Genomic DNA, 16,746 nt, shown 5'->3' with positions numbered 1-16,746 from the left:
AACCGCAGCGTGGTCGGTGCGCCTATGCGGCCTCTTCGGTTGTGTCCCACGACGATGGATGGCCAGCATGCCTGCCTCCGTCATGTGCACACATGACACGACAGACCGCCTTCATCCAAAACAATTCATTGAGTTTCTAACTCAGGCTTTCAGTCCAATATGTGAGACAAGGGCGATGTCGACCATGGTCATCAAGGAATGGGGTCACTACGGCCTGGCAGCAAACAGCCCGAATTCGCCGGGGGCTATGAAGGTGTCCTCGCCATTGTTGGCTGTGATGTTGAGCCGGTAGTAGCGATAGGCGGCCGGACTTGCGACCCCATAGCTCTTCAACACGAAGCGCTCGTCGGACATCTGGTTGCTTCGCACGTCGAGCGTCGTCCAGCTGACGTCGTCGCTGGAGCCCTGGAACTGCCAGCCCTTCGGATCACGCGGGACCCTGTCGAAGGAGTTGGTGACCGTATAGCGCCGGACGATTTCCGTGCGGCCGAGGTCATACTGCAGCCAGCCGCTCACGCCCGTGTAGAACCACTGCGTCGCCGAGTTTTGGTCGAAGGCGCTCAGGGCGTTGGTCGGGTTGTTCGCACTGTCGCTGGCAGCGCCGCCGGTAGCGATGTACGCCAGCGGGCGAACCGGCGTGGCACTGTCCTCGGGGGAACTGTCGCTCATGCCGGCGGAGTTGGTCGCCGTGACGGTGTAGTAGTAGGTGGTGCCGTTGCTCACCGACCTGTCCGTATAGCTGCTGCCCTTGATGTCCGAGGCGATGGTCGTGTAGCCGCCGCCCGGGGAGGTGGAACGCTTCACCGAATAGAGGGCGCCCTTGTTGGCTGCTCCGTACTGGATTTCGCCATAGGGGTTCGATGCCGGCATCAGCACTTCTTTGAAATACTTTTTGACGACCGCCGTGTCGGTTTCGCTCCAGCCCGGCCATGTACCACGCAGGATGTCCGCACCCCCGACGAACATGTAGGCGTAGTCGCCCAGATCGAGCATCGACTCGCGTCCAGCGAACTCGGTGTGATTGGTGGCCCAGGCAAGCAGTACCTCTCGCGCCTTTATCGCATATTTGTCGTCCTGGGTGAAATACCACCTCCGCGAGAGATTCCAGATCGCCATCATGTCGACGCGCCATGGCCACAGGTTCTCGTCGGGGGCGCGGCTTACTTTCGCGAACGGGCCTGCCATGCCATAGGTGGCCTGGGCCCTGCCGTCCTTCGCTAATAGCTCGTAGGCGGACTTCCACGGCTGCCTGCCTTCATCGATGTACACCTTGAGCGTCTGCAGGTCCGAGAGGGTCAGCGGAGCGCCCGGATGAGTGATAGCGCGGACCTGCTCGGGTGTTGACGGGGAGGATGGCACAGGGTCGCTACCGTCTTCTTCACTGTCAGTAGCACCCTCAGTGCCGCCATTGCTGCTGGCATCCCCACTCACGGTGGCCTGGACATTGGTCTCTTCACCATCGCCGAAAGTGTTGGGGGAGATCACCTCCGCAGGCCGCCAGCGACAGGGCCAGCATGCTGGCGAGGCCGGCCCTCGTTCACCCGATGAGATGTGTTTGCGTTTTTCTCATGCTTGGCTCTGTCATCAGCAGAGTGATTCTTTGCGGGATTGGCTGTTGAATTTCACGCAATCCCGAGCTCCCTGTTTTTATCCAAGCTTGACCCAGCTGTTGGGTTGTAGCAATGCGGCTACGCGTCTGTGGGCAAGTCTATCGGAGGGGCATCGGCGCCCTTTTTTCAGCCGTGTTCGGCCTTGTTGCCCAAACCCGCGCCGAACGAACTACGGGCTCTTGGCCGCAAGAAGAAGCAACGCAGCCAGCGCGCTCCCTGGCGGCTCAATCGGGTCTGTAGCGCTTGGTACGGGCGTGCACGAACGACGCCCATCTCGCCAGGGACAAAGCAAGAACTTGTGAGGATTTCGCTGAGCGAATGCGATTTATGAACGAAATATTACAGCGAATTTGTGAGGATTTCGCAGAGAGGATGTGATTCCTAAACGAAACATTGAAACCTAGGATGAACGTCATCGGCCAACCCCGGTCGACAGCCCCACGGAGAGACCATGTTCGTACTTGCACTGACATCATTGAGAGCCAGCGTGTTGCACCGCGACATCGCCCAACTTGTTCTTCAAGGCGACATTCCCAGCGCGCTGCGCATGGGAAGCGAACGTTACGAAAGGCTGCCTGCCACCCCCGATGCCGTGCCACAGCGTGCAGCGCTGGGCCAGCTACTGGGCCGCGTGATGCTGGCATGTGGAAAGGAAGAGGAGGCCGAGGAACTGTTCCAGCGCCAGCTGAAGAGCTACGAAGCCATCTCCAGGCCCATGGTGCGCTGGTACGGCACCATGGACCAAGGGGCCATGCTGCTGCACCTCAACCGCCCAGGCCGGGCCCTCGAATGCTTTGGGGCCGTGGCCGACGATGCACGGGCCCCGGTAGAGGCTCGCATCGAGGCCATGGCCGCGGCGGCCATCTCCGTGCACCGGGCAGGCGATTGCCGCAGCGCACTGAAGTCGGTTGAAGCGGCACGTGCGTTGGCACGCACCTTGGCCAATGAGCGTTTCGCGCAGCTGGTGGACTGCCTCGCCCTGGAGCTTTCGGTGTTGCACAGCGAACGTGCGGGCGAGTTCATGGATGACCATGCGCTGGGCACCGTGTTCCAGGACGGCGCTGCGGAGTTGCTCGACCCCTCGGCCTTGCACCAGAAGCTCGGGAGCGCGGCGACCGCGGTACAGGCGTGGGCCCCTTGGGCGGCCATTCGCATGCGGTACCTGCGGCGCTTGCTGGAAAAGGAATGTGTGGGCACCGAAGCGGCGGCGCACGTGAACGACGCCCTGGCATGGTTGCGCGAGCGCCGCATGAGCGAAGTTGAAACGCATGCCCGCATTGAAGGGGCCCTGATGCTGATGAGCCGGGACGCAACGCGCGCGGCCTCTGAGCTGCTGGCCCCCCTCACCTTCAATGAAGCACAGACGCGCCGCAGCCGCTATGCGCTGGAGTTGCAATACTGCCTGGCCAAGTTGCACCAACAACAGGGCCGCCACATCGACGCTTTGCGCCTGTACCGCCTGCACACCCAACAGGCCGTTCAGGCTCTGCGCAACTATGTCGCCGTCGGCCGCACCCCGACGTTCCTGCAACAAGCCAAGCAGACCGACGCGGGCGATGCCGCCAAGATGCGCCTGCCGTTGCGCTACCGCCGGGCCTACCAGTTCATTCTGGATCACCTGGCCGACGAAAGCCTCTCGGTGCGGCAGGTCGCCGCGCACATCGACGTGACGGAGCGGGCCTTGCAACTGGCGTTCCGAACCCACCTGGGCATCACGCCTGCTGAGCTGATCCGTACCCGGCGCATGGAGAACATTCACCAGGATCTTCAGGACCAAGGGGGCGGCGCCGCCGTGCTGGAGGTTGCGTCGCGCTGGGGGGTCACGAACCGATCCACGCTGGTGCACAACTACCGTTCGCGTTTTGACCAAACGCCCACGCAAACGCTGCGTGGACTGGCCCCAGGTCTGGGAGGCGCTGCCTGCTAGTGTGCTGTTCCGGAAATAGCTGCATGAAATGAAACCGATGAATTCGCGCTCTTGGCAACGTGCAAATCTACGGCTGGTGACGGTCCGGCGTCACAGCCCGTTCTGTATGGCCAGCGCTTCCATGCGCTCGCGCACGGCCGGGTCCATGCGCATCACCCGGCCCCATTCGCGTTGTGTTTCGCCGGGCCATTTGTTCGTTGCGTCCAGGCCCATCTTGCTGCCCAGGCCGCTCACGGGTGAGGCAAAGTCGAGGTAGTCGATGGGGGTGTTTTCGATCAGCATCGTGTCGCGCACCGGGTCCATGCGCGTGCTCATGGCCCAGACCACCTCGGCCCAGTTGCGCACGTCGATGTCTTCGTCCACCACCAGCACGAACTTGGTGTACATGAACTGGCGCAGGTGGCTCCACACGCCCATCATGACGCGCCGCGCGTGGCCGGCGTAGGCCTTGCGGATCTGCACCACCGCCATGCGGTAACTGCAGGCCTCGGGTGGCAGGTAAAAGTCGGTGATCTCGGGGAACTGGCGCTGCAACAGCGGGATGAACAGCTCGTTCATCGCCAGCGCGAGCATGGCGGGTTCGTCCGGCGGCTTGCCGGTGTAGGTGGAGTGGTAGATGGCGTCGCGCCGCATCGTGATGCGCTCCACCGTGAACACCGGGAACTCGGCGGTTTCGTTGTAGTAGCCGGTGTGGTCGCCGTAGGGTCCTTCGAGCGCGTGCTGCCAGCCACTGGGGTGCGAGGCGTCGGGCTGGATGTGACCTTCGAGCACGATCTCGGCGGAGGCCGGCACCTGCAAGGGCAGGCCCAGCGCGCGGACCACTTCGGTACGTGCGCCGCGCAGCAGGCCGGCGAACTGGTATTCGGAGAGGCTGTCGGGCACCGGCGTGACGGCGCCCAGGATGGTGGCCGGGTCGGCGCCCAGGGCCACGGCCACCGGGTAGGGCTGGCCCGGGTGCTGCCGGCAGTGGTCGCGAAAATCGAGCGCGCCGCCGCGGTGCGCGAGCCAGCGCACGATGAGCTGGTTGCGCGAGAGCACCTGCTGGCGGTAGATGCCCAGGTTCTGCCGCGTCTTGTGCGGCCCGCGCGTGATCACCAGGCCCCAGGTGATGAGCGGGGCCACGTCGTCGGGCCAGCAGTGCTGGATGGGCAGGCGCGCCAGGTCCACGTCGGCGCCTTCCCACACCAGGTCCTGGCAGGGCGCTGAACTGCGTTCCTTGGGGCTCATGTGCCACAGCGTCTTGAGCAGACCGCTCAAGGCCAACATGTCCTTGAGCCCACCCGGCGCCTGCGGCTCCTTGAGCGCGGCCAGCACTTCGCCGAACTGGCGCAGCTCGCCCAGGCTGCCCACACCCATGGCGCGTGCCACGCGGCCCGTGGTGCCAAACAGGTTGCCCAATACCGGCATGCCGTGGCCGGTGGGCCGCTCGAACAGCAGGGCCGGGCCGCCGGCGCGCAGCACGCGGTCGCACAGCGCGGTCATTTCCAGATGCGGCGAGACCGGTTCGTTGATGCGCCGCAACTCGCCGGTTTGTTCCAGCTGGGCCATGAAGTCGCGCAGATCGCGGTAGCTCATTCCAGCCCCTCCCAGCGCTGGCTCAGCGCGTGCGGTACATCCAGCAAGTCGAGCACGCGCGCTACGCTGGCGTCCACCAAATCGTCGATGGACTGCGGATGCAGGTAGAACGCTGGCATGGGTGGGCAGACGATGGCGCCCATCTCGGTGACGCTCACCATGTTGCGCAGATGGCCCAGGTGCAAAGGCGTTTCGCGGGTCATGAGCACCAGGCGGCGGCGTTCCTTGAGCATCACGTCGGCCGCGCGCGTGAGGAGGTTGTCCGACAGGCCGTGCGCGATAGCCGCGAGAGTGCGCATGGAGCAGGGCGCCACCACCATGCCGTCGCAGCGGAACGAGCCGCTGGCCGGGCCGGCGCCGAGCTGGGCCGCGTCGTGCAGGGTGTGCACCAGCGGGCGCAGCGCGTCGGCGTCCACGTTGAGCTCGTGGCGCAGCGTGAGCCAGCCCGCGTCGGACACCACGGCATGGGTCTGCACCCCGGGCGCGTGTTGCAGCGCCTGCAGCAGGCGCAGGCCATAGACTGCGCCGCTGGCACCGGTGACGGCCACCAGCAGGCGGCGTGGTTCAAGCGGTGGGGGGCTCATCGGGTGGCATGGTGGCCTCTGGCAAGAGCTGCCGCAGGTCGCTGCGCACCCGGAACAGCACGGCCTCGGCCTCTTGCGGGTCGAAATCTTCGTGCAGGCGCCTGCGCACGCCATAGATGTTGAGCTGGTGGTGCTGCGTGGGCTCGATGCCGTGGCGGCTCAGGCAGTGGCGCGCGCATTCCAGAGGGCAACCGTCCAGGACCACGATGGGGCGCCCCGATCGGGCCGTTTTCAGCAGGCTGGGCACGTCACCACCCACACCCGCGATGCAGGACATCTCGGCCTTGCCCATGCGGTCCAGCCGCACCGCCACGTGGTTGGCCAGCTGCGCGGCGCTGGAGCAGCCGGAGCACGCGTAGACAAGGGGCAGCTTGGGGTCAGCGCGGGCCATGGCGGTGCCCCGGTGCACCCGATGGGCGCAGCTGCCGCAGGCGAGACAGCACGGCCGCGGGTGCCCACTGCGCGGCGTCGAACACCGGCAACTCCAGCGCGTCGAGCGCATTCTTGACCACCAGGCCCAGTTCGGTGTCTCCTTCCATGGAGAGGCGGCGGTTGAAGAACAGGGTGTCCGGGTCTTCCAGCCGCTGCGCCAGGCGCAGGAAGTCGTGCGCGTTGGCGCTGAGGGTGAGATCGGGCGTGGGCTGGGGCGCGATGGCGCGGAACACCGTGCCCCGCCAGGCAAAGTCGAACTTGAGCCCGGCGTCTCGCACGTGGATGCGGATGCGCTGGCCCTGCAGGCGCCTGGCCACGTCGGCGGGCAACTGGCGCGCCAGCACCAGGTTGAGCCCGCTGACCAGCAGCAGCGAGCCGGGGTACGGCGGCAGGCGCCCAAGCACGGCCGCGAGCGGCGGAGGAAGGGTGTGGCGCTGGGCGTGGGCAAGGGTTTCGGTCATGAGGGTGGGGTGGCGTTCAGGCCACGTACAGCAGCAAGGTGAAAAAATGACAGGTGCTGCCCCCGAGCACGAACAGGTGCCAGATGCCGTGCCCATGGCGCAGCTTGTGGTCGGTGGCGTAGAAGGCGATGCCCAGGGTGTAGAGGGCACCACCACCGGCCAGCCAGGCAAAACCGGCCGGCCCCAGCGCTTCCCACAGCGGCACCACCGCCACCAGCGCCAGCCAGCCCATGAGCACGTAGATCACCAGCGACAGCATCCGCGCACCATGCGCCAGCCAGACCTCCTGCGCAATGCCCAGCACGGCCAGTGACCAGACCACTGCCAGCAGCGTCCAGCCCCAGGGGCCTTGCAGCGAGACCAGTGCAAACGGCGTGTAGCTGCCTGCGATCAGCAGGTAGATGCTGCAGTGGTCCAGCTTTTGAAACACGGCCTTGGCCCTGCCACCCAGCGCGTGGTAGAGCGTGGACGCCACATAGAGTGCCACCAGCATGGCACCGTAGACGCTGAATCCGACAATGCGCCAGGGGTCGCCCCGCAGCGATGAAAGGGTGATGAGTGTGGCCGAACCGGCCACGGCCAACACAGCCCCCACGAGGTGGCTGATGCTGTTGAAGCGTTCGCCGACGACCATGGGTTCAGACTGTAGCCGTTGCGGTGTCCGCTATTGCAGTTTCGACGCGGTCCTGCCCGGGTTGGCCGTGCCAGTAACCGTTGCAGTCGCGGTCGGGCAGCCAACCGAGCAAGGCGGCACGGGCGGTGGGGCCATCCATGGCGTTTTGCCGCACGGCGTGGTACAGGGCGATCACCTCTGCCGTGTGCTGTGACTGTGGGCTGATGCGCGCCACGTCCACGCCCAGCGCGGTCAGGTCTTCCCACGCGTCGATCAGGCTGTGCACCCGGGCCGATTGGGTCTGGATGCCGTTGAGCACCAGAAATTCTGCCTGCTCGCGTGTCCTGAGCATCAGGCCATCGGGGTGGTCGATGCAGCTGAAGCCGCAGTCGTCCTTGGGCAGGTTGAGGTGGCGTGCGGTGAAGCAGCGGGCCGAGAAGGCCAGCGGCAGGCGCCCGTGCACGAACACCTCGGTCTGCAGGCCGGGCGGACGCTGCTGTTGCAGCAGGGCCAGGTCCTTGCGCGGCATCTCCAGCGGTGCGACCCAGCGCGACGCGCCCAGCGAGGCCATCCATCGCAGGGTGGGTCCGTTGTAGATGTTGAGGTGTGGCCCGGCGACGAAGGGGCGCTGACCCGCCAGCGCGCTCACCGCGCCCATGTCGTTGGCTTCGATGTCGAAGCCGGTGTTTGCCACGATTTTCTGCATCGCACTCACGTCTGAGCCCGACTCCAGCAGCACTTGGGTAGACAGCACAGCGGTCTTGCCCGCCGAACGCATCAGCCCGGCCACGTCCAGCCAGTCAGACAGGCGCAGCTCGTGGCGCCGCGAGCACGTGACCTCGCCCAGGTAGACGATGTCCACCGCCGTGGCGGCCATGGCCTCGTAGAAGTCGAACACCGTGGTGCGCGGCCAGTAGTACTGCAAAGGTCCGAGAGAGAGTTTCAATTCAGTGGCTCCAGTGTGCGCGGCGGCCCCTCACCCCAACCCTCTCCCCAGAGGGGCGAGGGAGTGAAGCCCAACCTCCGGAGCACGTCCCTCTTTCGGGGGGAAGACGCGAAGCTGCGCAGGGGTAGCTCTTCCCTTTCCGGAGCGCGTGCCTCTTCCAGCACACGCCGAAGATCCGGCTTTGCCGGTCCAAGGGCGTGGTCCCCCTGGGGGGAAGACGCGAAGCGGCGCAGGGGGGAGCCATCACTTCCATTTCCTGTGGTAAGCACCTAGCGTGTGCTGCTGACCCTCGGCCACCTGGTCGAGCGAAGCCATCCAGGCACCCTTGGGTGTGTAGTGCTGGGGCTGGGCCTGGCAGCTGTCGATGGCATCGCGCCAGACCTGGGTCACCTGGGCCACATAGGCCGGGCTGCGCTGGCGGCCTTCGATCTTGATCGCGCGCACACCCATCTTCTGGAGTTGGGGCAAGAAGGAAAGTGTGTTGAGGCTGGTGGGCTCTTCGATCGCGTAGTAGCTGGTGTCGTCTCCCACGTCAAAGCGGCCCTTGCACAGCGTGGGGTAGCCCGCGCTCTCGCCGGCGGCGTAGCGGTCGATCAACACCCCGTTCAGGCGCGACTCCAGGCCCTTCGGGGTCTCTTGCCAGCGCACCGCCTTGGCAGGTGAACACACGCCGTGGGTGTTGGGTGACTCGCCAGTGACGTAGGACGAGAGCGCGCAGCGCCCTTCCACCATCACGCACAGGCTGCCGAAGCCAAACACCTCGATCTCCACCGGTGTCTTCTGCACCACCTGCCGCACCTGTTCGATCGACAGCACGCGTGGCAGCACGGCGCGCGAGATGCCGAACTGCTGGTGATAGAGGTTGATCGCCTCGGGATTGGTGGCCGAGCCTTGCACCGACAGGTGCAGTCGCAACTGCGGGTGGCGTTGTGTCGCGTATTGCATCAGACCGGGGTCGGCCAGGATCACCGCGTCCACACCCAGGTTCACCGCCTTGTCCATCGCCTCGCGCCAGCGCTCGGGTTGCGCCGCCTGAGGGTAGGTGTTGAGCGCCATGAACACCTGGCAGCCGCGTGCGTGTGCGTAGGCCACACCGGTGGCGATGGCCGCGTCGTCGAAGTTCAGGCCGGCGAAATTGCGCGCGTTGGTCGCGTCGCGCAGGCCCAGGTAGACGCAGTTGGCGCCATGGTCCACCGCGGCCTTGAGCGCGGGCAGGCTGCCTGCCGGGCAGACCAGGTCCATGTGGGGGGAATGTGGCGTGGTCAGCTGGGGGTTCATGGGCAGGAGGGGAACTCGGTCACGCCGCCGTCGGTTGATGAAGCGGACGCGACCTTAGCAGCGCCATGGCCACTCGACGTTGACTCAGGTCAAGCCGTTCATGGCTTGATGTGGCGCAAGCGGCCTGCGCTCAGCAGCAGGCGGCCGTGCGCGGCTCAAACTGAGGAAACAACAGGTTGTTTTCCAGGTGGATGTGGTTGATCAGGTCGTCCGAGAGCTGGGCGATGCCGGCGTACAGCGCGCGCCAGGTGTTGCAGGCGCCGGCAGGCGGTTTCGTGTCGTGCGCCAGTGCCATCAGGCGTTCCAGCTGTTCACCGTGGCTGGTGTGTTCGTGGCGCATGACCCCGATGGGTCGCTGGGCCATGCCGCGCCCGCCTGCCCGCAGCAGCGGGAACAGGATGTTTTCTTCCTTGTCCATGTGGTCGAGCAGCTCGTGCTCCATGGCTTCCAGGTGGTCGGCCAGGCCGGCGGGCACGTCGGGGCTGTCGCGGTGAACGGCCTCCACGCGACGCGCCATGCGAATGAGCTCCGGCAATTGCTCACGATGCACCGCGTGGTAGCGTTGCAGGATGTGGTCGATCACCTCCGGCACCGGTTGCTGCGCCACGTCCACGTCCACCCGCTGCAACTTGTCCAGTTCGGCCAGTACCGTCTCCACGCACAGCTGCTTGCGTTCGCAGGCTTCCTGTAGCGCGATCTGGCCGCCGCAGCAGAAGTCGAGCTTGTGGCGGCGGAACACGGCGGTGGCGCCCGGCAGTTCGACCGCGATCTGGCCAATGGGCTGCTGTGCACGGACGGGAACAAGGTTTTCGAGAACGGCATTCATGATGGTTCCATAAAGATTCATTTGAAGTGCATCATGTTAACCAATAAAATTCATTCAATATGAATATTTACAAAATCCAAAGGGTCATCGTTCTTTCGGAGGATGCGCCATGCGCCTGACTCACTGGACCGACTACAGCCTGCGCGTACTGATGTACTGCGCGGTGCACGCCGAGCGCGAGCAGCCCGTGACCATCAGAGAGATCGCCGAAGCGCACGGCATTTCGCGCAGCCACCTCACCAAGATTGTGGTGGCGCTGTCCGACCAGGGCTGGCTGGAGACCACCCGGGGTCGGGGCGGCGGTTTGCGCTTGCTTCGGCCAGCGCCCGAGATCCGCCTGGGCGACGTGGTGCGCCAGGCCGAAACCGACTTCACGATGGTGGAATGCTTCGATGCCGCCAGCAACAGCTGCCGCATCGATGGGCATTGCCGTCTCAAGGGTGTGCTGCAGTCGGCACTGGGCAGCTACCTGTCGGTGCTCGATGGTGTGACACTGGCCGATCTGGTGGCGCCGCAACAGCTGCGCACGGCGCAGGGTAAACGGGTGATGGTGGTCGTCGGGTTGCCGGCGCCATGAAGGCCAGCGCAGCGGTAGCCCTTCTACAGTCTTTCTGCAGCCCTTCGCAGGCACCCGGCTTGCCCCAAACGAACTGTCACAGTACGGAACCGTCATACAGGCGATGCTGTGCGCATGCCCGAAAGGCGCTGAAGAACCCCATCGTTCAAGCAGAAAGAGGAAGTCACCATGGCACTGAACCACCTGCAGCCGGGCGAAATCGCCAACCTGCGTCCCACGGGGGCCGACGCCGTGAGCAGCCAGTCGGTTGCGTTGTTCAAGTCCGAACAGCTCGAAGTGATCCGTCTGGTGCTGCCCGCCGGGCGTGCCATGCCCATGCACGCCGTGCCGGGGGAAATCACCGTGCAATGCCTGGAGGGATCGATCGATTTTGAAACCCCATCGGGTACACAGCGTCTGCGGGCAGGGCAACTGGTGTTTTTGAAAGGCGGCGAACCCCACGCCTTGACGGGTGTGGAAGAAGCCACCGTGCTGGTCACGATCGTGTTGCGACCCTGAACGCGCGCAATTCACTCACCTGGTAGCGAAGCTGCTCAGCCGCTCACCCTGGCCGGGGGGATGCAGAGGCCATCGAGCCTCGGGTGGCACTCGCTCTTTTGAACGATAGGCGAGTCGTGCAAACTCCGATACGCTATGTCGATGACATCCCCTCCTTCGCTTTCCACCAAGCTGATGCGCATCGGCGCGGGCCTGCTGGTGGTCGCCCTGGCTTCCATTGGCCTCACGCTGTGGCTGACCTGGCAACTTGATGGGGGTGCAGCGGCCGTGAACGAGGCCGGTCGCTTGCGCATGCAGACCTGGCGCCTGCACAGCGCCGTGCAGGCGCAGTTGCCTCCGGCCGATGTCGCAGCCCTGGTGGGACAGTTTGATGAAAGTCTGGCGTTGCTTCGCAGCGGAGATCCGGGTCGACCGCTGTCGGTGCCCTGGGACGACACGCTCAGCCGCGAATTTGCCGCCGTGGAATCGCTCTGGCAGGTTCAACGCGCTCGCTGGCTGCAAGGCGATGCGGCGTTGGAGGCGCCTCAGCAGGACGTGGGCGAGTTTGTGGAAGCGATTGATCGGTTCGTTCGCACGATCGAGAAGGAGATCGCTGGACTGACCGCCATCCTCAACCTCTTCCAATACCTCATGATGGCGTTGGCCATCGGTGGTGCGGTGGTCATGCTCTACAGCGGCTACCGGTTTGTGATCAGCCCCTTGGTCAGCATGCGCCAGGGTCAAAAGCAGCTGGAAGCGGGGGAATTCTCAGTGCGGGTCGCCGTGAACTCCCACGACGAATTTGGTCAGGTGGCCGCCGGGTTCAACCGCATGGCGGCCACGCTGCAGTCCATGTACGAAGGCCTGGAAAGCCAGGTGGAGCGCAAGACGCGCCGCATAGAAGCCCAGCGCGCGCGTCTGGAAGCCCTGTACGAGGTGAGCGCGTTCCTGGCCGGCGCCAACAACATCGAAGAGCTGTCGCGCGGTTTCTCGCAACGTGTGCGCAGGATCATGAAGGCCGATGCGGTCGCGGTGCGCTGGTCCGACGAGGCCAACCAGCGCTACCTGATGCTGGCGTCTGACTGTTTCCCCCAGGAAATGCAGGAAGAAGAGCGCAGCCTGCTGGCGGGTGCCTGCGCCTGCGGCAACCTGCAGCCCGACGCGCGCACGCGTGTGATCCCGATCCAGAGCCACGACGCGGCGCCCGTGCGCCACTGCGCCAAGGTGGGCTATCAGAACGTGGTGAGTGTGCCGGTGCGGCTGCAGCAGCGTCTGATTGGCGAGATTGACCTGTTCTTTCGTGGCGAGATCGCGCTCAATGCAGACGAAACCGAGTTGCTGGACGCGCTGGCCAGCCACCTGGCCAGCGCCCTGGAAGGCTTGCGCGCCGCCGCGCTCGAACGAGAGGCGGCGGTGGGCGAAGAACGCGCCCTGATTGCCCGCGAACTGCACGACTCGATCGCCCAGTCGCTGGCGTTTCTCAAGATCCAGGTGCAACTGCTGCGCTCCGCCGTGCAGAAAGAACAGGCCGAAAAGGTGCAGGCGACGCTGGACGAACTCGATACCGGCCTGCGCGAAAGCATCAACGACGTGCGCGAGCTGCTGGTGCATTTCCGCACCCGCACCAACACCGACGATATCGAAGCCGCACTGCAGGAAACCCTGCACAAATTTCAGCACCAGACCGGTCTGCCCACGCGCCTGGAGATGGAGGGACAGGGCCTGCCATTGCCGCCCGACGTTCAGGTGCAGGTACTGCATGTGCTGCAGGAAGCCTTGTCCAATGTGCGCAAGCACGCGCAGGCCAGCCACGTCAGCCTGGAGGTGGTCAAGGGTGCGCGCTGGCGCTTCACCGTGCGTGACAACGGCACGGGATTTGACGTCACGCATGCGCACGACCAGACCCACGTGGGCATGAAGATCATGCGCGAGCGTGCCGAACGCATCGGTGCCCAGGTGAAAGTGGTCTCCTCCCCCGAACACGGCACGGCCGTGACCCTGACCCTGCCCCCCTACCCGGTGACGGCCAGCGGGGTGGACACCGTGGGTCTGGATCTGCCTGCCTCCCCATTCACAGAGCATCGAGCAATGATCCCATGACGCCCCCGAACGCCCCCCGTATTCAGCTGTTGCTGGTGGACGACCACACCCTGTTTCGGCGTGGTCTGCGCGCGCTCCTGATGCAGGACGAGCGTTTTGAGGTGGTGGCGGAAGCGGCCGACGCCGGTGAGGCGCTGCGCGGTGTGGTGCAACACCGCCCTGACGTCACCCTGCTCGACAACCACCTTCCCGGCGTGCGCGGGGTGGACGCGATTCGCGGCCTCAAGGAGGCTGCGCCGAACATGCGCGTCCTCATGCTCACCGTGAGCGAAAACGAAGACGACCTGGCCGCTGCGCTGCAGGCCGGCGCCGACGGCTACCTCCTCAAGACCATGGAATCCGACCAGCTCGGTGATGCCATCGTCAAAGTGCTCGATGGCGAGTCGGTGATCAGCCCGGAGATGATGGCCAAGCTGGTCAAGGCGTTTCGCAACCAGTCAGCCCCGGCGCCCGCCGCAGCGGGTGAGGACCTGCCAACGACACCGGGCGCGCTGGTGGAACCCGCCGCGCGCAAGGCAGACGGATTGGCGCAGCTGTCGGCCCGCGAACGCGAGATCCTGGCGCTCATCGCCCGCGGCGACAGCAACAAGCTGATTGCCCGCGAGCTCGACATCGCCGAGACCACCGTCAAGATCCATGTGCAGCACATCCTGCGCAAGCTCAACCTCACGTCGCGCGTGCAGGCAGCGGTGTTTGCCGTGAAGCAGGACCTGCGTCCCTGAAACCGGCGGGCGCTGCGCGGCCATCGCCAGCAGCTCTGCGTTCATTCCTCTTCCCTAGGGCCTGTTCACACTATTCTTCCATCTTGGAAAAATAGTGTGAACAGGCCCTAGTTCCTTCGGCGCACCGCCATCGTCCGTCTGGACAGCGGCCGCATGCCAAAGAAGGATGTTCAGCCTGCCCCGAACCTCGCACAGTTGACGGGTCACCCTGGTCCGCGTAAGGCCATTGTCCGCAGGCCCTGTGTCGTCTGCCGGCAGACCCCGCCTCAGCAAGGCGGTCGTCGGGTTTCGACACAGGCTTGTCGACCGGATCTACTGGAGAAAAAAAATGGAAGTCATGCTGGCTTACGACCATTCCCGCAATGCGCGCATCGCGCTGGACGCTGTCAAACGGCTCTTTGCCCAAGAGTTGCCCACCATCACCCTCATCTCCGTCATCGAGGAGCCTGGCAGCAGCACCAGTGCGGGCGATGAAATGTTTGAGGCGCAGTACCGCGAGCAGAAGGCCGGCGCCGAAGCGGCTGCTGCTGAGCTGTCGGCGGCCGGCTTCCAGGCCAAGGTGCTGTTCGCCGAAGGCGACGCCCGAAAAATGATCCTGCGGGCCACCGAAGAACGCCGTCCCGATGTGCTGGTGCTGGCGCGCCATTCCTACAAACCCGACGGCAACTTCATCACGCGCCGGCTGGACGCCATCGTCGAGGAGTTTGACCACATGACCTTTGGTTCGGTCAGTGCCTTCCTGGCACGCCGCGTCATGTGTCCGCTGCTCATCGTCCCCACCCATGGCGAGTGAGCCGCCAGGCTTAGACATCACAAGGTTTCATCATGCAAGTCAGTGACATCTTCCGGTTCAAGAACCGGGAAATCAAGGCGCTCCACCTCACCTGGATCGCGTTCTTCATCTGCTTCTACGTCTGGTTCAACATGGCGCCGCTGGCGTCGTCCATTCTCAAGTCCGCCAGCTGGTTGACCCGGGACGACCTGCGACTGTTTGCCATCGCCAACGTCGCGCTCACCATACCCGCCCGCATCCTCGTGGGCATGGCGCTGGACCGCTTTGGTCCGCGCCGCGTGTTCTCGGTGCTGATGGTCGTCATGGCGGTGCCCACCCTGTTCTTCGCCTTTGGCACCACCAAGGAACAGCTGTTCATTTCGCGCCTGGTGCTGAGCTCGGTGGGTGCCAGTTTTGTGGTCGGCATTCACATGACGGCGCTGTGGTTCAAGCCACGCGACATCGGTTTTGCCGAAGGCTTCTACGCTGGCTGGGGCAACTTCGGTTCGGCCGCGGCCGCCATGACCTTGCCCACGATTGCGCTCACCATGTTCGGCGGTGACGACGGCTGGCGCTGGGCCGTGGCCACCTCGGGTGTGTTCATGGGCCTCTACGGCATCTTCTACTGGTTCGCCATCACCGACGGGCCCACCAAAGACACCCACAAGAAGCCCCGCAAGGCGGCTGCGCTGGAGGTGTCCAGCTACCGCGACCTGATCCTGCTGCTGCTGTTCACACTGCCCATGATCGGCATCCTGGGCATCCTGGTGTGGCGCGTACAAAACACCGGTTTCATTGACGACATCACCGCCTGGATCTGCTACGCGTCGATCGGCTTTGTCATCGTGTACCAGTTGGTGCAGGTGTTGCGGGTCAATCTGCCCATTCTGAAAAAAGGCGTGCCCAAGGACGACCGCTATCCGTTCAAGTCGGTCGCGGCCCTCAACACCACCTACTTCGCCAACTTCGGCGCCGAGCTGGCCGTGGTGTCCATGCTGCCCATGTTCTTTGAAGAAACCTGGGGCCTGTCGGCGGCCATGGCCGGTCTGATCGCCGCGTCCTTTGCCTTCGTGAACCTGTTTGCGCGGCCCATGGGTGGGCTGGTGTCGGACCGCTTCGGCAACCGGCGCTTCGTGATGCTGTCTTACATGCTGGGTATTGCCATCGGCTTTGCGCTCATGGGCATGCTCAACAGCAACTGGCCGCTGATCATCGCCGTGGCCATCACCATCGGCTGCTCGTTCTTCGTGCAGGGTGCCGAAGGCGCCACCTTCGGCATCATCCCGTCCATCAAGCGCCGCCTCACCGGCCAGATCTCGGGCATGGCGGGTGCCTACGGTAACGTGGGCGCGGTGTTCTACCTGTTCCTGTTCATGTATGTCACACCCTCGCAGTTCTTCTTTGCGATCGCGGGCGGCGCCTTCCTGAGCTGGTTGGTCTGTGTGGCCTGGCTGAAAGAGCCCGAGGGTGGCTTTGGCGACGAATACATCATCTCGTCGGTGGACCACGCCATTGCACAGGAAGTGCTGCAGAAGCGCGAAACCGAGGCGGAGATCGCTCGCCTGTTCGCCGGCAGTGGCCGCGTGGAACTGGCCGAAAAAGGCGAGGGTCTGATGCTCACCGCCCGCTTCAAGGACCTGGAAGAGCTGCGTGCGATCTTGGCCCGGGCGCGGCAGGAGGGCCTGACGCCCAGGCAGGTCTGATCCCTTCCTGCTGCTTCGCTCTCAGAAGGCCGTGAACATCACGGCCCTTTTTTTGCCCGAGGGTCGGTCTCCTTCCCACAACGGCGACCGTCCGCAACGAGTAGTCCTTTCGAACGATGGCCGTGCGGGGGTCATCGGTCTTT

At 64.6% G+C, this 16,746-nt stretch carries 16 protein-coding genes; 7 read left to right on the top strand and 9 right to left on the bottom strand.

Translation table 11 applies throughout. The annotated features are described in order from the left end of the window. Positions 1-207 precede the first annotated feature (207 nt). Positions 208-1,485: a discoidin domain-containing protein gene (locus tag J2W49_RS09395; protein ID WP_310314798.1), complete on the bottom strand. Its 1,278-nt coding sequence runs from the start codon at positions 1,483-1,485 to the stop codon at positions 208-210. A gap of 576 nt (positions 1,486-2,061) precedes the next feature. Here J2W49_RS09395 and J2W49_RS09390 point away from each other — a divergent pair. Further along, positions 2,062-3,537 (top strand): helix-turn-helix transcriptional regulator, encoded by a 1,476-nt coding sequence (locus J2W49_RS09390; protein WP_310314796.1) that lies wholly within the window; start codon positions 2,062-2,064, stop codon positions 3,535-3,537. Positions 3,538-3,627: 90 nt separating this feature from the next. Here J2W49_RS09390 and ubiD read toward each other — a convergent pair whose 3' ends face one another. From ubiD to ytfE, 8 genes are all read right to left on the bottom strand, one after another. After that, positions 3,628-5,112: a 4-hydroxy-3-polyprenylbenzoate decarboxylase gene (gene ubiD, locus J2W49_RS09385; RefSeq protein ID WP_310314793.1), complete on the bottom strand. Its 1,485-nt coding sequence runs from the start codon at positions 5,110-5,112 to the stop codon at positions 3,628-3,630. After that, complete coding sequence (locus J2W49_RS09380; protein WP_310314791.1) at positions 5,109-5,696, bottom strand: UbiX family flavin prenyltransferase; 588 nt, start codon at positions 5,694-5,696, stop codon at positions 5,109-5,111. Before J2W49_RS09380 ends, ubiD begins: the two co-directional genes overlap by 4 nt. Next, complete coding sequence (locus tag J2W49_RS09375; protein ID WP_310314788.1) at positions 5,677-6,087, bottom strand: putative zinc-binding protein; 411 nt, start codon at positions 6,085-6,087, stop codon at positions 5,677-5,679. The genes J2W49_RS09380 and J2W49_RS09375 overlap by 20 nt, the downstream gene beginning before the upstream one ends. Next, a complete protein-coding gene (ubiT, locus tag J2W49_RS09370; RefSeq protein WP_310314785.1) occupies positions 6,074-6,589 on the bottom strand; it encodes a ubiquinone anaerobic biosynthesis accessory factor UbiT in 516 nt (171 codons plus the stop codon). Before ubiT ends, J2W49_RS09375 begins: the two co-directional genes overlap by 14 nt. A 16-nt stretch (positions 6,590-6,605) precedes the next feature. Continuing rightward, the gene (gene trhA / locus J2W49_RS09365; RefSeq protein WP_310314782.1) at positions 6,606-7,223 is read right to left on the bottom strand and encodes a PAQR family membrane homeostasis protein TrhA; all 618 of its coding nucleotides are present in this window, start codon (positions 7,221-7,223) and stop codon (positions 6,606-6,608) included. Positions 7,224-7,227: 4 nt separating this feature from the next. Further along, a complete protein-coding gene (ubiV, locus tag J2W49_RS09360; RefSeq protein WP_310314779.1) occupies positions 7,228-8,148 on the bottom strand; it encodes a ubiquinone anaerobic biosynthesis protein UbiV in 921 nt (306 codons plus the stop codon). A gap of 243 nt (positions 8,149-8,391) precedes the next feature. Further along, complete coding sequence (ubiU, locus tag J2W49_RS09355) at positions 8,392-9,426, bottom strand: ubiquinone anaerobic biosynthesis protein UbiU (RefSeq protein WP_310314777.1); 1,035 nt, start codon at positions 9,424-9,426, stop codon at positions 8,392-8,394. A gap of 130 nt (positions 9,427-9,556) precedes the next feature. Then, a complete protein-coding gene (gene ytfE, locus J2W49_RS09350; RefSeq protein WP_310314775.1) occupies positions 9,557-10,252 on the bottom strand; it encodes an iron-sulfur cluster repair protein YtfE in 696 nt (231 codons plus the stop codon). A gap of 109 nt (positions 10,253-10,361) precedes the next feature. Here ytfE and J2W49_RS09345 point away from each other — a divergent pair, with 109 nt between their 5' ends. The 6 genes from J2W49_RS09345 to J2W49_RS09320 all read left to right on the top strand — a co-directional run bounded on the left by J2W49_RS09345 (position 10,362) and on the right by J2W49_RS09320 (position 16,603). Next, positions 10,362-10,829 (top strand): RrF2 family transcriptional regulator, encoded by a 468-nt coding sequence (locus J2W49_RS09345; RefSeq protein ID WP_310314772.1) that lies wholly within the window; start codon positions 10,362-10,364, stop codon positions 10,827-10,829. Between the two features lie 168 nt (positions 10,830-10,997). After that, complete coding sequence (locus J2W49_RS09340) at positions 10,998-11,327, top strand: cupin domain-containing protein (protein WP_310314769.1); 330 nt, start codon at positions 10,998-11,000, stop codon at positions 11,325-11,327. Positions 11,328-11,468: 141 nt separating this feature from the next. Next, positions 11,469-13,406, top strand: coding sequence for a type IV pili methyl-accepting chemotaxis transducer N-terminal domain-containing protein (locus J2W49_RS09335; protein WP_310314766.1), 1,938 nt, complete (start codon positions 11,469-11,471; stop codon positions 13,404-13,406). After that, the gene (locus J2W49_RS09330; protein ID WP_310314763.1) at positions 13,403-14,128 is read left to right on the top strand and encodes a response regulator; all 726 of its coding nucleotides are present in this window, start codon (positions 13,403-13,405) and stop codon (positions 14,126-14,128) included. Before J2W49_RS09335 ends, J2W49_RS09330 begins: the two co-directional genes overlap by 4 nt. A gap of 328 nt (positions 14,129-14,456) precedes the next feature. Then, positions 14,457-14,921, top strand: coding sequence for a universal stress protein (locus J2W49_RS09325; protein WP_310314760.1), 465 nt, complete (start codon positions 14,457-14,459; stop codon positions 14,919-14,921). 32 nt (positions 14,922-14,953) lie between these two features. Then, positions 14,954-16,603, top strand: a complete 1,650-nt coding sequence (locus J2W49_RS09320) for an MFS transporter (protein WP_310314758.1) — start codon at positions 14,954-14,956, stop codon at positions 16,601-16,603. The last annotated feature ends 143 nt before the right edge of the window (positions 16,604-16,746 follow it).

Source organism: Hydrogenophaga palleronii (assembly GCF_031457455.1).
In the GTDB taxonomy this organism is placed as follows: domain Bacteria; phylum Pseudomonadota; class Gammaproteobacteria; order Burkholderiales; family Burkholderiaceae_C; genus Hydrogenophaga; species Hydrogenophaga palleronii_A.
This window is presented reverse-complemented; position numbering and strand designations above follow the sequence as displayed.

What these genes read in the sequence shown, in the direction of transcription:
- ubiD (WP_310314793.1), bottom strand. Translation starts at nt 5,112, where the DNA reads ATGAGCTACCGCGATCTGCGCGACTTCATGGCCCAGCTGGAACAAACC.
- J2W49_RS09330 (WP_310314763.1), top strand. Translation starts at nt 13,403, where the DNA reads ATGACGCCCCCGAACGCCCCCCGTATTCAGCTGTTGCTGGTGGACGAC.
- J2W49_RS09390 (WP_310314796.1), top strand. Translation starts at nt 2,062, where the DNA reads ATGTTCGTACTTGCACTGACATCATTGAGAGCCAGCGTGTTGCACCGC.
- ubiT (WP_310314785.1), bottom strand. Translation starts at nt 6,589, where the DNA reads ATGACCGAAACCCTTGCCCACGCCCAGCGCCACACCCTTCCTCCGCCG.
- J2W49_RS09340 (WP_310314769.1), top strand. Translation starts at nt 10,998, where the DNA reads ATGGCACTGAACCACCTGCAGCCGGGCGAAATCGCCAACCTGCGTCCC.
- J2W49_RS09345 (WP_310314772.1), top strand. Translation starts at nt 10,362, where the DNA reads ATGCGCCTGACTCACTGGACCGACTACAGCCTGCGCGTACTGATGTAC.
- J2W49_RS09320 (WP_310314758.1), top strand. Translation starts at nt 14,954, where the DNA reads ATGCAAGTCAGTGACATCTTCCGGTTCAAGAACCGGGAAATCAAGGCG.
- trhA (WP_310314782.1), bottom strand. Translation starts at nt 7,223, where the DNA reads ATGGTCGTCGGCGAACGCTTCAACAGCATCAGCCACCTCGTGGGGGCT.
- ytfE (WP_310314775.1), bottom strand. Translation starts at nt 10,252, where the DNA reads ATGAATGCCGTTCTCGAAAACCTTGTTCCCGTCCGTGCACAGCAGCCC.
- J2W49_RS09325 (WP_310314760.1), top strand. Translation starts at nt 14,457, where the DNA reads ATGGAAGTCATGCTGGCTTACGACCATTCCCGCAATGCGCGCATCGCG.
- J2W49_RS09380 (WP_310314791.1), bottom strand. Translation starts at nt 5,696, where the DNA reads ATGAGCCCCCCACCGCTTGAACCACGCCGCCTGCTGGTGGCCGTCACC.
- J2W49_RS09335 (WP_310314766.1), top strand. Translation starts at nt 11,469, where the DNA reads ATGACATCCCCTCCTTCGCTTTCCACCAAGCTGATGCGCATCGGCGCG.
- J2W49_RS09375 (WP_310314788.1), bottom strand. Translation starts at nt 6,087, where the DNA reads ATGGCCCGCGCTGACCCCAAGCTGCCCCTTGTCTACGCGTGCTCCGGC.
- ubiU (WP_310314777.1), bottom strand. Translation starts at nt 9,426, where the DNA reads ATGAACCCCCAGCTGACCACGCCACATTCCCCCCACATGGACCTGGTC.